General features: G+C 60.6%; 13 protein-coding genes. 3 read left to right on the forward strand and 10 right to left on the reverse strand.

The window, feature by feature from the left end; translation table 11 throughout:
* Positions 1-23: 23 nt before the first annotated feature.
* The 10 genes from tadA to lptF all read right to left on the reverse strand — a co-directional run bounded on the left by tadA (position 24) and on the right by lptF (position 10,550).
* On the reverse strand, positions 24-521 hold the full coding sequence (tadA, locus tag AC19YS_RS19755) for a tRNA adenosine(34) deaminase TadA (protein WP_500602460.1): 498 nt from the start codon (positions 519-521) through the stop codon (positions 24-26).
* Positions 521-1,897 (reverse strand): multicopper oxidase family protein, encoded by a 1,377-nt coding sequence (locus tag AC19YS_RS19760; protein WP_119738536.1) that lies wholly within the window; start codon positions 1,895-1,897, stop codon positions 521-523. Before AC19YS_RS19760 ends, tadA begins: the two co-directional genes overlap by 1 nt.
* Positions 1,898-2,167: 270 nt before the next feature.
* Positions 2,168-2,914, reverse strand: a complete 747-nt coding sequence (gene pdxJ / locus AC19YS_RS19765; RefSeq protein ID WP_119738534.1) for a pyridoxine 5'-phosphate synthase — start codon at positions 2,912-2,914, stop codon at positions 2,168-2,170.
* A 51-nt stretch (positions 2,915-2,965) separates the two neighbouring features.
* A complete protein-coding gene (gene recO / locus AC19YS_RS19770; RefSeq protein WP_106579464.1) occupies positions 2,966-3,649 on the reverse strand; it encodes a DNA repair protein RecO in 684 nt (227 codons plus the stop codon).
* Positions 3,650-3,811: 162 nt separating this feature from the next.
* Positions 3,812-4,714, reverse strand: coding sequence for a GTPase Era (gene era / locus AC19YS_RS19775; RefSeq protein WP_500602461.1), 903 nt, complete (start codon positions 4,712-4,714; stop codon positions 3,812-3,814).
* Positions 4,707-5,396 carry a ribonuclease III gene (gene rnc / locus AC19YS_RS19780; protein ID WP_094951369.1) on the reverse strand — a complete coding sequence of 230 codons (690 nt, stop codon included), beginning with the start codon at positions 5,394-5,396 and terminating at the stop codon, positions 4,707-4,709. The genes era and rnc overlap by 8 nt, the downstream gene beginning before the upstream one ends.
* A gap of 152 nt (positions 5,397-5,548) precedes the next feature.
* Positions 5,549-6,403, reverse strand: a complete 855-nt coding sequence (gene lepB, locus AC19YS_RS19785; RefSeq protein ID WP_106579465.1) for a signal peptidase I — start codon at positions 6,401-6,403, stop codon at positions 5,549-5,551.
* 5 nt (positions 6,404-6,408) lie between these two features.
* The gene (gene lepA, locus AC19YS_RS19790; protein ID WP_003210439.1) at positions 6,409-8,208 is read right to left on the reverse strand and encodes a translation elongation factor 4; all 1,800 of its coding nucleotides are present in this window, start codon (positions 8,206-8,208) and stop codon (positions 6,409-6,411) included.
* 151 nt (positions 8,209-8,359) lie between these two features.
* Positions 8,360-9,439: an LPS export ABC transporter permease LptG gene (lptG, locus tag AC19YS_RS19795; protein WP_106579467.1), complete on the reverse strand. Its 1,080-nt coding sequence runs from the start codon at positions 9,437-9,439 to the stop codon at positions 8,360-8,362.
* Positions 9,432-10,550, reverse strand: coding sequence for an LPS export ABC transporter permease LptF (lptF, locus tag AC19YS_RS19800; RefSeq protein WP_106579468.1), 1,119 nt, complete (start codon positions 10,548-10,550; stop codon positions 9,432-9,434). Before lptF ends, lptG begins: the two co-directional genes overlap by 8 nt.
* Positions 10,551-10,832: 282 nt before the next feature.
* On the opposite strand from lptF, the gene AC19YS_RS19805 reads away from it, so the two are divergent.
* The 3 genes from AC19YS_RS19805 to AC19YS_RS19815 are packed head-to-tail and all read left to right on the forward strand — an operon-like array spanning position 10,833 to position 13,188.
* On the forward strand, positions 10,833-12,323 hold the full coding sequence (locus AC19YS_RS19805) for a leucyl aminopeptidase (protein ID WP_200624562.1): 1,491 nt from the start codon (positions 10,833-10,835) through the stop codon (positions 12,321-12,323).
* A 51-nt stretch (positions 12,324-12,374) separates the two neighbouring features.
* A complete protein-coding gene (locus AC19YS_RS19810; protein WP_106579470.1) occupies positions 12,375-12,803 on the forward strand; it encodes a DNA polymerase III subunit chi in 429 nt (142 codons plus the stop codon).
* 7 nt (positions 12,804-12,810) lie between these two features.
* Positions 12,811-13,188 (forward strand): DNA polymerase III subunit chi, encoded by a 378-nt coding sequence (locus tag AC19YS_RS19815; RefSeq protein ID WP_500602462.1) that lies wholly within the window; start codon positions 12,811-12,813, stop codon positions 13,186-13,188.
* Positions 13,189-13,367 lie beyond the last annotated feature (179 nt).

Consider the following 13,367-nt stretch of genomic DNA (forward strand, 5'->3'; position numbering starts at 1 on the left):
CCCACATTGGTTTTCAGTGTTCGTTAGAGTATGGGCTTGGCTCTTCTGGCCTTGAAGAACTCACTCAACACCGTCCCGCATTCCTCAGCCAACACCCCGCCTTCAAACAGCACCCGATGGTTGAGAAACCCCTGGGTAAAAAACTGCCCCTGGCTTTGCACGATCCCAGCCTTGGGCTCCAGCGCGCCGTACACCACCCGCGCGATGCGCGAATGCACGATCAGGCCCGCGCACATGCTGCACGGTTCCAGCGTTACATACAGCGTGCTGCCGACCAGGCGATAGTTGCTGATCGCCTGCGCGGCGGCGCGGATGGCGACCATTTCGGCGTGGGCGCTGGGGTCATTGCCGCTGATCGGGCAATTGAACCCCCGACCGATGATTTCACCGTCCTGCACCAGCACCGCGCCCACGGGCACTTCGCCAAGGGCGGCGCCTTGAGCGGCGAGGGCCAGGGCTTCGCGCATGAAGTGCTGATCGCGGCTGCGGTCGATAATCGCCGTTGGGCGAATCTGGCGCATCACGCCACCTCGATGGCGGCCATGAGGCCGGTTTCCATGTGATCGATCACGTGGCAATGGAACATCCACACCCCCGGGTTATCCGCCACCAACGCCACGCGCGCGCGTTCGTTTTTGCCCAGCAAGTAAGTGTCGGTGAAGTACGGGATCACCTTGTGGCGGTTCGAGGCGATCACCTTGAAACTCATGCCGTGCAGGTGGATCGGGTGCTGGTACTGGGTCATGTTCTTCAATTCGAAAATGTAGCTCTTGCCCTTCTCAAGCTTGGCAATCGGGCGGTCGGCACAGGTCTTGTCGGTGATGTCCCAGGCCTTGCCGTTGATTTGCCACAAGCTCGGCGGTTTGCCGTCATCGACCGACACCGTACCGACCCATTCGAAATTGAAGTTGAGTTTCTCGGCATTCGCCAGGTCCGGCTCGGCGATCGGGTTGGCGGGCAGCGCCGGCGGCCATTCGGTGGGCGCATCGGTATTGGCGACGGAGCGAAAAGTGCCCAGGCGCACCGGACCGTTGCGGATGGAGAGTTCTTCACCGGCAGGCGGTGCCTTGATCGCCAGACAAATACGCATGCCCGGGCCCAGCCAGTATTCCTTGCCCAATGGGCGCGGCTCGACGGGGTTGCCGTCCAGCGCGTAGATCTGCGCGTCGACGTCGGGAATGTTGATGCGATAGGTCAGCGTGTTGTCGAGATTGAGCAGGCGCACGCGGGTGATTTGCCCGGCCGGCAAATCGATCACCGCCTGGGGCACGCCGTTGATCGTCGACAGGCGCCCGGCGGTGCCGCCACGCGCGGCTTCACGGGGTACGCTGAACGCCACGAAGGCGCCCTCTTCGTCCACGTGCCAGCTTTTCAGGCTCAAGGTGCGTTCGTGTTTGAAACCGGTGGGCTCGCGCTCTTCGATGATCAGCGGGCCCACCAGGCCACGGCCGAGTTCTTCGCTGCTGTTTACGTGCGGGTGATACCAGTAGCTGCCGGCGTCCGGCACGCGGAATTTGTAATCGAAGTATTCGCCGGGCAATACCGGCAACTGCGAGACGTAAGGGACGCCGTCCATTTCCAGCGGCAAGCGGATGCCGTGCCAGTGAATGGTGGTGGCGACCGGCAAGTGGTTGATAAAGCGCACCCGCAGCCACTCACCCTGGCGCACACGCAACTCGGTGCCCGGCGCCGAGGGGCCAAATGCCCAGGCTTCGGTTTTGTGGCCTGGCACCAGTTCCACGTCCAGCGGCGCGGCGATCAGTTCGTAATCGTGCCCGGCTTCAGCCTCGGCAACTTTCCCCAGCCAGTAGCGATAGCCGCCACCGGCACCGACGCCCACTACGGCCAGGCCCGCGAGACCACCCAGGATTTGTCGACGGGAAAAGGATCGGGACACAACAACCTCACGTATCTGCCGCAGGCCAGAGGCCCGCAAAGGGCAGATACGATACACCTGACCCGGCTAAACAGTAAGGCTTCGCATTGCCGCATGGCTGAATTCAAAAGGTTTAGCTGGGTAACCACAACTCTGGACACACCGAAAATCACTGTGGGAGGGGGCTTGCCCCCGATTGCAGAGGGTCAGCACAGATAGGCTGACTGACACACCGCTATCGGGGGCAAGCCCCCTCCCACATTTTGATCTTCAGTGATTTTTAGACTGTGCTCACTTGGAGCTGGCAGCAGCCAGAATCAGCGCTTTCATCTCGGCCACCGCGCCTTTGAAACCGACGAACAGCGCGTGCGCCACCAGCGCGTGGCCGATGTTGAGTTCGTTGATGCCCTTGATCGCAGCCACGGCTTCGACGTTGTGGTAGTGCAAACCATGGCCGGCGTTGACGATCAGGCCTTCATTGAGGCCGCACGTTACGCCGTCGATAATGCGCTGCAGTTCGTCAGCGACTTCGGTGGGTGTGGTGGCATCGGCATAGCGGCCTGTGTGCAGTTCGATGGCCGGCGCGCCAACACGGCGCGAGGCTTCTATCTGACGCTCGTCGGCGTCGATGAACAGCGAGACTTCGCTGCCGATCTTCGACAGGCGCTCCACCGCAGCCTTGATCCGCGCTTCCTGGCCGGCGACATCGAGGCCGCCTTCGGTGGTGAGCTCCTGGCGCGTTTCGGGCACCAGGCAGATATGCGCCGGGCGGATGCGTTCAGCGAACGCCATCATTTCTTCGGTGACGCCCATTTCGAAGTTCATGCGGGTTTGCAGCACGTCCTTGAGCAGCAACACATCGCGCTCCTGGATGTGGCGGCGGTCCTCGCGCAGGTGCACGGTGATGCCGTCGGCGCCCGCTTCCTCGGCGTCCAGCGCAGCCTTGACCGGATCAGGGTAACGGGTGCCCCGGGCCTGGCGCAGGGTAGCGACGTGGTCGATGTTGACGCCAAGAAGAATGCGATTGCTGGTGCTCACGGAAGCGCTCCTGAAAAGGGATAGAAACGCCGCACAGCATACACGGGGTTGTCAGGGCTTTCGAAACAACTCGCGACTGACCAGCGGCCGCCCGCCCAAGTGCACGGCGAGCGCCTGGCGCATCAAGCGCTTGGCCGCAGACAAGGCGCCAGGGGCAGTCCAGTCGGCTTCGCTCATGGCCAGCAACTCGGTGCCCTGGAACAGGCCGGGTTGCAGCAGGTAAACACGTTCCAGGCCTGCGTCGACTTGCAGGCGGTACATGCCGTCTGCGGCGATGGGGTCGCCGTGCAGGTCGTTGCTCAGTTCAAAGCCGTAGCCCAGGTCGTCGAGCAGGCGCCATTCGAAGGCGCGCAGCAGCGGTTCCAGCGGGCGGCCTTCGGCCAGCGCAATGAGCGTCGCGGCGTAGTGATCGAAGACCCCAGGGTGTGGGTCTTCGGCGGGCAGCAGGCGGATCAGCAGCTCGTTGAGGTACAGGCCGCTGAACAGGGCTTCACCATTGAGCCAGGCGGAGTTGCCGACGCTTTCCAGGCGGCCGACGTTTTTCAGCTCGCCCTTGCCACGAAACTCCACGTCCAGGGCCACGAACGGCCGTGCCAGCGTACCCGCCTTGCCCCGCGCGCTGCGCAAGACTGCGCGCAGGCGGCCTTGGGGCGTGAGGAAGTCCACCAACGCGCTGGTCTCGCGGTAGGCGCGGCTGTGCAGGACGTAGGCGAGTTGGCTGGTGGGTTGGGACATGGATGCTCACTGCTGCAATACATTTTTGAAAACTACACAAACCTAATGTGGGAGGGGGCTTGCCCCCGATGGCGGTGTGTCAGTCACTTTTTGTTAACTGACCCACCGCTATCGGGGGCGAGCCCCCTCCCACATTTTCAGCCCTGTGGTGTATTCAAGACCCTACAGGTCGCCGTAGCCCAGGGAGCGCAGCGCGCGCTCGTCATCGGACCAACCACCCTTAACCTTCACCCACAGGTTGAGCATGATCTTGGAATCAAACAGCAATTCCATGTCCTTGCGCGCTTCGGTGCCGATGCGCTTGATGCGCTCGCCCTTGTCGCCAATGATGATTTTCTTCTGGCCGTCACGCTCGACGAGGATCAGCGCATGAATATGCAGGGTTTTGCCCTGCTGCTTGAACTCTTCGATTTCGACGGTGATCTGGTACGGCAGCTCGGCGCCCATCTGGCGCATGATTTTCTCGCGCACCAGTTCAGCGGCGAGGAAACGGCTGCTGCGGTCGGTGATCTGATCTTCCGGGAAGAAGTGCTCGTTTTCGGGCAGGTAACCCGCGATCATGCGCTCCAGGGCCTCAAGGTTGTGACCGTGCTGGGCCGAGATCGGCATGATCTGGGCGTTCGGCAGTTGCTCTTGCAGCCAGGTCAGGTGCGGCATCAGCTCGGCTTTGTCTTCGATGCGGTCGGTCTTGTTCAGCGCGACGATCAACGGGCCGGTGACGTACTGCACGCGCTCAAGAACCATCTGGTCTTCGTCGGTCCACTTGGTGCGGTCAACCACGAAGATCACCACGTCGACGTCTTTCAACGCCGCCGAAGCGGTCTTGTTCATGTAGCGGTTCAGGGCTTTCTCGCCACCTTTGTGCATGCCCGGGGTGTCGACGTAAACGGCTTGGACGCTGCCTTCGGTCTTGATGCCCAGCATGTTGTGACGGGTGGTCTGCGGCTTGCGCGAGGTGATCGCAAGCTTCTGGCCCAGGATGTGGTTCAGCAGCGTGGACTTGCCCACGTTCGGACGGCCGACGATGGCAACATAGCCACAGCGTGTTGCGGTTGAATCAGTCATGGCCATTCTCCACGCCCAGGGCAATCAGTGCTGCAGCGGCCGCTACCTGTTCGGCAATACGACGGCTCACACCCTGACCTCGGCTTTTTTCATTCAATAAGGTGATTTCACATTCCACGAAGAATACGCGGCAATGCGGCTCACCCTGGATATCCACCACTTCGTAGCGTGGCAGTTCACAACCGCGCGACTGCAGGAATTCCTGCAAGCGGGTCTTGGGATCTTTGTTGGTGTCGACCAGCGTCAGGCTCTCGATCTCCGAAGCCAGCCAGGCCACCACGCGCTCCTTGGCCGTCTCCATGCCTGCATCCAGGTAGATCGCACCGATCAACGCTTCGAGGGCATCAGCCAGGATCGACTCGCGACGAAAGCCACCGCTTTTCAGTTCACCGGAACCCAGGCGCAAGTATTCGCCCAGGCCGAAACCACGGGCCAGCACGGCCAGGGTCTCGCCTTTCACCAGCCGCGCACGCAGGCGTGACAGCTGGCCTTCGCGCGCTTGCGGGAAACGCTCGAACAGCGCCTCACCGGCGGCGAAGTTGAGGATGGCATCACCGAGAAATTCCAGGCGCTCGTTATTACGCCCTGCAAAACTTCGGTGTGTGAGGGCAAGGACCATCAATTCCTGGTCCTTGAAGGTGTAGCCGAGCTGACGCTCGAGACGACTTAGAGAAACGGTCACGGTTTATCCATATCTAGTTGGTGGCACCGGCGGCCATCGACGATTGACGCAGTGTTCAAATTCAAATCCTGGTTGGTGCCGCTTGAGGCCGGACGACGCATTGTCCGAACCCCAGAAAAGCATTCGGCGCTGTGTTCACAGCGCCGCCTGTATTACTTGATCAGCCCGACCCGCGAGAAGTTCGGCAGGTGGCTGAGTTTGGGTTCCGGCCAACTCATCCAGACCGCAAAGGCCTTGCCGACAATGTTCTCGTCGGGAACCATGCCCAGCAGGTCCTTGGGAATATTGGGGTCATCCCAGTAACGGCTGTCGTTGGAGTTGTCGCGGTTGTCGCCCATCATGAAGTAGTGCCCGGCAGGCACTTTCCACTCGCCATCAGGCATCGCACGGTAGCGGCTCATTTCCTTACGGATTTCGTGCTCTACCGCACCGAGTTTTTCCTGGTACAGCTCGGCGCTGCCCAAGGTGTTCGGTTCGGCGCCGATCAGTTTCTCGGCCACCGACTCACCATTGATGAACAGACGCTTGTCACTGGTGTAGCGAATCACGTCGCCCGGCAGCCCGACGACACGCTTGATGTAGTTGACGTTCGGGTCGCTTGGGTAGCGAAACACCATCACATCGCCGCGCTGCGGGTCACCGACCGGGATGACTTTCTTGTCGAGCACCGGCAGGCGGATCCCGTAGGAAAACTTGTTCACCAGGATGAAGTCGCCCACGTCCAGGGTCGGTTTCATCGACCCCGAAGGGATTTGAAACGGCTCCACCAGGAACGAACGCAGCACCAGCACGATGAACAACACCGGGAAGAACGACTTGCCGTATTCAACCAGCAGAGGCTCTTTGTTCAGCTTCTCGACCACCACCGCATCGGGCTGGCTGACGCTGCCCTGATAGGAAGCGATAGCCGCCCGCCGACGCGGGGCGAAGAACACCAGATCGAGCAACGCCAGGAGGCCGCAAACGGCAACGGCGATGACCAGCAACAGCGGGAAATTTAGTGACATAGGACCTAACTATCCAACCTGAGCACCGCAAGGAAGGCTTCTTGTGGAATTTCCACGTTGCCCACTTGCTTCATGCGTTTTTTACCGGCCTTTTGCTTCTCAAGCAGCTTGCGCTTACGGCTTACGTCACCGCCGTAGCATTTGGCCAGTACGTTCTTTCTGAGAGCCTTGACGGAGGTCCGTGCAATGATCTGCCCGCCAATGGCGGCCTGGATCGCGACGTCGAACATCTGGCGCGGAATCAGTTCTTTCATCTTTTCGGTCAACTGCCGACCTTTGTAGTGCGCGTTGTCCTTGTGCACGATCAGTGCCAGTGCATCTACCTTGTCGCCGTTGATCAGCACATCCAGTTTCACCAGATTAGCCGATTGGTAACGATCGAAATGGTAATCCAGCGAAGCATAGCCGCGACTGGTGGATTTGAGACGGTCGAAGAAGTCCAGGACCACTTCGTTCATCGGCAAATCGTAGGTCACTTGCACCTGGGTACCGAGGAACAACATGTCGTGTTGTACGCCACGTTTTTCGATACACAGGGTAATGACGTTGCCCAGGTGTTCCTGCGGCACAAGAATATTGGCCCGCACGATCGGCTCGCGCATGTCCTCGATGGAGGACAGATCCGGAAGCTTGGACGGGTTGTCGACGTAAATCGTTTCACCGGTTTTCAGCGCCAGCTCAAAAATAACCGTTGGCGCGGTGGTGATCAGGTCCAGATCGTATTCGCGCTCAAGGCGCTCCTGGATGATCTCCATGTGCAGCATGCCCAGGAACCCGCAGCGGAAGCCAAAGCCCAGCGCGTCGGAGCTTTCCGGGGTGTACTGCAACGACGAGTCGTTGAGCGTCAGCTTCTGCAGGGCTTCGCGGAAGTCTTCGAAGTCGTCGGAGCTGACCGGGAACAGGCCGGCGTAAACCTGCGGCTGGATGCGTTTGAAACCCGGCAGCACGTCTACATCAGGGGTGGAGCTCAAGGTCAGGGTGTCACCGACCGGTGCACCGTGAATGTCTTTGATGCCGGCGATGATGAAGCCCACTTCACCGGCTTTCAGGTCGGTGGTGGCGGTGTGTTTCGGGTTGAACACGCCGACGCTGTCTACCAGGTGGATCTTGCCGGTGGACTTGACCAGGATCTTGTCGCCCTTCTTCACACGGCCGTGGCGTACACGTACCAGGGAAACAACGCCCAGGTAGTTGTCGAACCAGGAGTCGATGATCAACGCTTGCAGCGGATCTTCGTAGTTGCCGGTAGGTGCGGGGATGGTCTTGACCAGGCGCTCGAGCACTTCGTCGACGCCCAGGCCGGTCTTGGCGCTGCATTCGACGGCGTCGGTGGCGTCAATGCCGATGATCTTCTCGATCTCTTCTTTGACCCGGTCCGGATCGGCCTGAGGCAGGTCGATCTTGTTCAGCACCGGCATGACCTCAAGGCCTTGCTCGATGGCGGTGTAGCAGTTGGCCACGGACTGGGCTTCGACGCCCTGGCCCGCGTCCACTACCAGCAACGCACCTTCACAGGCCGCCAGGGAACGGCTGACTTCATAGGTGAAGTCAACGTGGCCCGGGGTGTCAATGAAGTTGAGCTGGTACTTGATACCGTCTTTGGCGGTGTAGTACAGGGTAACGCTGTGCGCCTTGATGGTGATCCCGCGCTCGCGCTCGAGGTCCATGGAGTCCAGTACCTGGGCCTCCATTTCACGCTCGGCAAGGCCGCCGCACATCTGGATGAATCGATCGGCCAGCGTCGACTTACCATGGTCAATGTGGGCGATGATGGAGAAATTGCGGATATGACTCAAATCACTCACGGATCAACACTCAAAAAGGCTGCAGGCAGATTGCCCGCTGAAAAATAGCCGGGAATTGTACCTGATGCTCAGGCCAGACGTCATCTTTGCTGACCAGAACAAAAATGCCCCGATCTCTCGAACGGGGCATTTTTTGTTCATAAGCGCAGTATCAACCCGCGCGGCGCAACAGCCAGAACCCGGCCAGGGCGCAAATCGCTGTCGGCACCAGCACCGCAAACAGCGGCGAGAAACCGAACACCAGGCTCGACGGACCGAGCAAGTCCTGCGCGATACGGAAGGTAAAGCCCACCAGTACGCCGGTGAACACCCGCTGACCGAGGGTCACGGAACGCAACGGGCCGAAGATGAACGAGATCGCCATCAATACCAGCGCGGCGGTGACCACCGGCTGCAGCACCTTGACCCAGAACGCCAGCCAGTAGCGGCCATTATTCAGGCCCTGATCCTTGAGGTAGTGGATATAGCTCCACAAACCGGTAATCGGCAGGCTCTCCGGGATCATCACCACCGTGTTGAGCAGTTCCGGCTTCAGGGCGATATCCCATTGCTCGCTCGGCACATTGATCACTTCGGTGCTGGCCTTGGTGCCCTGGCCGACATTGCGGAAGTACGTGGTGGTGACGTCACTCAGCGTCCATTTCTCGGCGTCGTATTGCGCGCGCCTGGCGAAACTGGAGGTCAGCATGTGCCGTTCCTTGTCGAACGTATAACGCGTCACGCCCACCAACAAGCCGCCCGGCTGCACGGCGTTGATGTGGATGAACTCATCCCCCTGACGGTGCCAGAGGCCGTGCTTGGCGCTTTGCGCATCCCCCGAGCCCTGGGCCAAGGCGCGATTGGCCTGAGCGGTGGCTTCGGCCGGCGGCGCCACGTACTCGCCGATCAGCACGCTGCACGCCATCAGCAGGAGCATGGGCTTCATTACCGCCCAGACAATACGCCCGATCGAGACACCGGCGGCGCGCATGATGGTCAGTTCGCTGCTGCTGGCCAGGCTGCCCAGCCCGATCAGGCAACCGATCAGCGCGGCCATCGGCATCATGTCGTAGAGCCGGCGCGGCGCAGTCAGCGCCACGTAACTCAACACATCCATGACGGTGTAGGTGTCGGTGACGTTGCCCACTTCGTCAATAAAGGCGAACAACGAGGCCAGGCCGAGAATAATGCCCAATACCGCCAGAATGGCGATCAGTACGCTGCTACCAATGTAGCGATCGAGCTTAGCCACGAGCCAACTCCTTCAGGCCACGACGGCTCTTCATTTTCAAACGGATAGGTTCCCAGTAGAGCAGCCCCAGGCCGATCAACAGGAAGATCCCGTGCACGCCCCACAGGCCGAGGGCCGGCGACAACTTGCCTTTTTCCATGGAACCACGGGCGGAAATCAGCAGGGTCAGGTAGGCCATGTACAACAAAATTGCCGGCAACAGCTTGAGGAAGCGACCCTGACGCGGGTTGACGCGCGACAGCGGCACGGCCATCAACGTCACGATAAATACCAGCAGCGGCAGCGACAGCCGCCATTGCAGCTCGGCGATGGAACGCAGTTCCTTATTGTTGAACAGCGACGATGTCGGCAGCGCATCGCGGTCAGTGACCTCTTCGCTGATGTCTGGCCTGGCAAGCATGACGCCATAAGTGTCGTACTTGATCGCCCGATAATCGGCGAGGCCAGGGCTGCCGTCGTAACGGTAGCCATTTTCCAGGATCAGGTAACGGCTGCCATCAGGTCGTACTTCCTGGCGCCCGCTGTTGGCCACCAGAATCGAAATGCCACGGTCTTTCTGGTTCTGCCCGAGATTTTTCTGCGAAATAAACACGCCGCCCAGGTTGGCACGGTCATCCGTCATGGTCTCGGTGTAGGTCACCCGCGTGCCATCGTTCAGCGCTTGAAAGCGCCCAGGCTCAAGGGTGTCGAACTCAGTCATCGCATCCTGCTTGTTCAGCAGCAGCTGGAACTGCATGGCGCCCTGAGGCGCCAGGCTCATGCTCAGCCATGCCACCACCAGGGCAACGCCGGTGGCCGGCACCATGGTCATGGCCAGCAGACGCTGCTGGCTCATGCCGGTGGCCGACAGCACAGTCATTTCACTCTCAAGGTACAGCCGGCCATAGGCCAGCAAAATGCCGAGAAACAGGCCAAGTGGCAGGATCAGTTGCAAAAAGCCCGGCAGGCGAAAGCCCATGATCAGGAACAGCGAGCCCGGATCCAGAGCACCCGAAGCGGCCTGGGCCAGGAATTTGACGAAACGACCACTCATGGTGATGACCAGCAATACCGCACTCACGGCACTCAGGGTCAACAGGACTTCGCGGGACAGATAACGGAAGACGATCAAACCAGACACTCCAGGGTTGTCAGGCTAAGGCGGCCAAACAAGCAAGCATACCGAGTCGACCCGTTTGCACGGGCCGGCTAAAAAGATGGCGCATTATCCTGTGATTGACCGCGCCTGTCACGGTGCTTGCTCATACGCGTGCACAAAGCACGCGGCAAGGGTTGTCAGGCTCCGCCGGCGAGGTTCAAACTGCGGCCTTTGTCGCTGGCGGTTTACAGAGCTGCCACGCTTTAAAGCCTGGGTACAGACTCAGGCTCACAGACCTTTATAAGGGACCCGAAAATGGAATTGGTTGTAAAAAGCGTTAGCCCCGAAACGTTGAAAACCGCCACCCTCGTGGTCGCTGTCGGCGAAGGCCGCAAGCTCGGCGTCGCCGCCAAGCAACTGGATGAACTCAGCGGTGGCGCGATCAGCGCCGTGCTCAAGCGCGGCGACCTGGCCGGCAAAGTCGGCCAAAGCCTGCTGCTGCAGAGCCTGCCCAACCTTAAAGCCGACCGCGTATTGCTGGTGGGCGTTGGCAAGGACGCCGAACTGGGCGACCGTCCGTTCCGCAAGATCATCAGCGGCATTCTCAACACCCTCAAGGGCCTGGGCGGCAGCGATGCAGCCCTGGCTCTGGATGAAATCGTCGTGAAAGGCCGTGACAGCTACGGCAAGACCCGCCTGCTGGCCGAGAGCCTGGTGGATGGCAGCTACGTCTTCGACCAGTTCAAGAGCCAGAAAGCCGAACCGCGCGCCCTGAAAAAAATCACCCTGCTGACCATCAAGGCCGCCCAGGCTGAAGTCGAACGCGCCGTGACCCACGCCCAGGCCATCGCCGCCGGCATGTCGTTCACCCGCGACCTGGGTAACCTGCCGCCGAATATCTGCCACCCGACTTACCTGGGCGAACAAGCCAAGGCACTGGGCAAAGAATTCAAGAGCCTGAAGGTTGAGGTGCTGGACGAGAAAAAAATCAAGGACCTGGGCATGGGCTCCTTCTATGCCGTGGGCCAGGGCAGCGACCAGCCGCCACGCCTGATCGTGATGCAATACAACGGCGGCAAGAAGTCCGAGAAGCCTTACGCGCTGGTCGGCAAAGGCATCACCTTCGACACCGGCGGCATCAGCCTCAAGCCGGGCGCAGGCATGGATGAGATGAAGTACGACATGGGCGGCGCCGCCAGCGTGTTCGGCACCCTGCGTGCCGTGCTCGAGCTCAAGCTGCCGATCAACCTGGTGTGCATCCTGGCGTGTGCCGAGAACATGCCGAGCGGCGGCGCGACCCGTCCTGGCGATATCGTCACCACCCTGAGCGGCCAGACCGTCGAAATTCTCAACACCGACGCCGAAGGCCGTCTGGTGCTGTGCGATGCGCTGACCTACGCCGAACGCTTCAAGCCCCAGGCCGTGATCGACATCGCCACCCTGACCGGTGCCTGCGTGGTTGCCCTGGGCGCCCACACTTCGGGCCTGCTGGGCAACAACGACGAGTTGATCGAGCAACTGCTCAGCGCCGGCAAGGCTGCCGACGACCGCGCCTGGCAATTGCCGCTGTTCGATGAATATCAAGAGCAGCTGGACAGCCCGTTCGCCGACATCGCCAATATCGGCGGCCCGAAAGCCGGCACCATCACCGCGGCCTGCTTCCTGTCGCGCTTTGCCAAAAACCTCAACTGGGCTCACCTGGACATCGCCGGCACGGCGTGGACCAGCGGCGGCAAGGACAAGGGCGCCACTGGCCGTCCGGTGCCACTGCTGACCCAATACCTGCTGGACCGCGCCAAAGCCTGAAACTGAAGATTCCGGGGCGGCCCTCACGCCGCTCCGGTCTCAGGAACCGCAATGACCCAAGTCGACTTCTATATATTGCCCAGCGCCGATCCTTCCGCGCGCCTGGACTTTGCCTGCAAGCTCACCGAAAAAGCCTGGCGCATGGGCCACCGCATCTACCTGCATTGCAGCGATGGCGCCCAACGTGACGACCTCGATGCGCGCTTATGGCGCTTCAAGGGTGAAAGCTTCGTGCCGCACGGCCCTGCCGAGTCCGAACCCGAAGGCCTGGTTGTGCTGGGCCTGGGTGACAGCTGCGGCGATCACAAAGACCTGTTGGTCAACCTGGACCTGAAAGTACCCGCCTTTGCCAAGGCATTTGCCCGTGTGGCAGAAGTGGTGGTGGAAGATCCGGCTATTCGTCAGGCCGCGCGGGAGAGTTTCCGTTTCTACCGCGAACAGGGCTATTCTCTGCAGGATCACCGGCTACAACGACTTTGAGTACATGATGGACACGCCAAACCCTATAAAAAAAGACGACCACCTGCTGGACGACCTCGAGTCGATCCGTCAGTTGCTCGGTGATGATGGCTTGCAACCGCCGCTGCTGACCGAAACGGTCGACGCCGAGGTACAGATTCCGCTGTTGTTCGACATGGTCAGCGGCAAGCCCGTTGCGCCTGAGCCTGCTCCCGTGGCACAGCCCGCACCCGCCGCAGAAAAAGCGCCCGACGCCTTGCTGCTGCATCTGGACAATGAGTTGCGCGCCGCTGCGCAGTTGATCATGCAGGATGTGATCGACGACTTTGCTCCGCATATCGAAACCGAGATCAAACGCCGCCTGGATGCGCGCATGGAGCGGTTGCTCAGCCAATATCAGTCCTGAGCCACACCTGGCTCTACCGTGGGAGGGGGCTTGCCCCCGATAGCGCCGGGTCAGCCAGCTTATCCGCCACTGACCCACTGCTATCGGGGCAAGCCCCCTCTCACATTTGCTTGGCGTACGCCTCAAGCCTGTCTTCGCCTCGCCCTGCGCCCTATCCCCCGTTATACTTGCCGGCTTTC

Source organism: Pseudomonas sp. MF08831 (assembly GCF_059862645.1).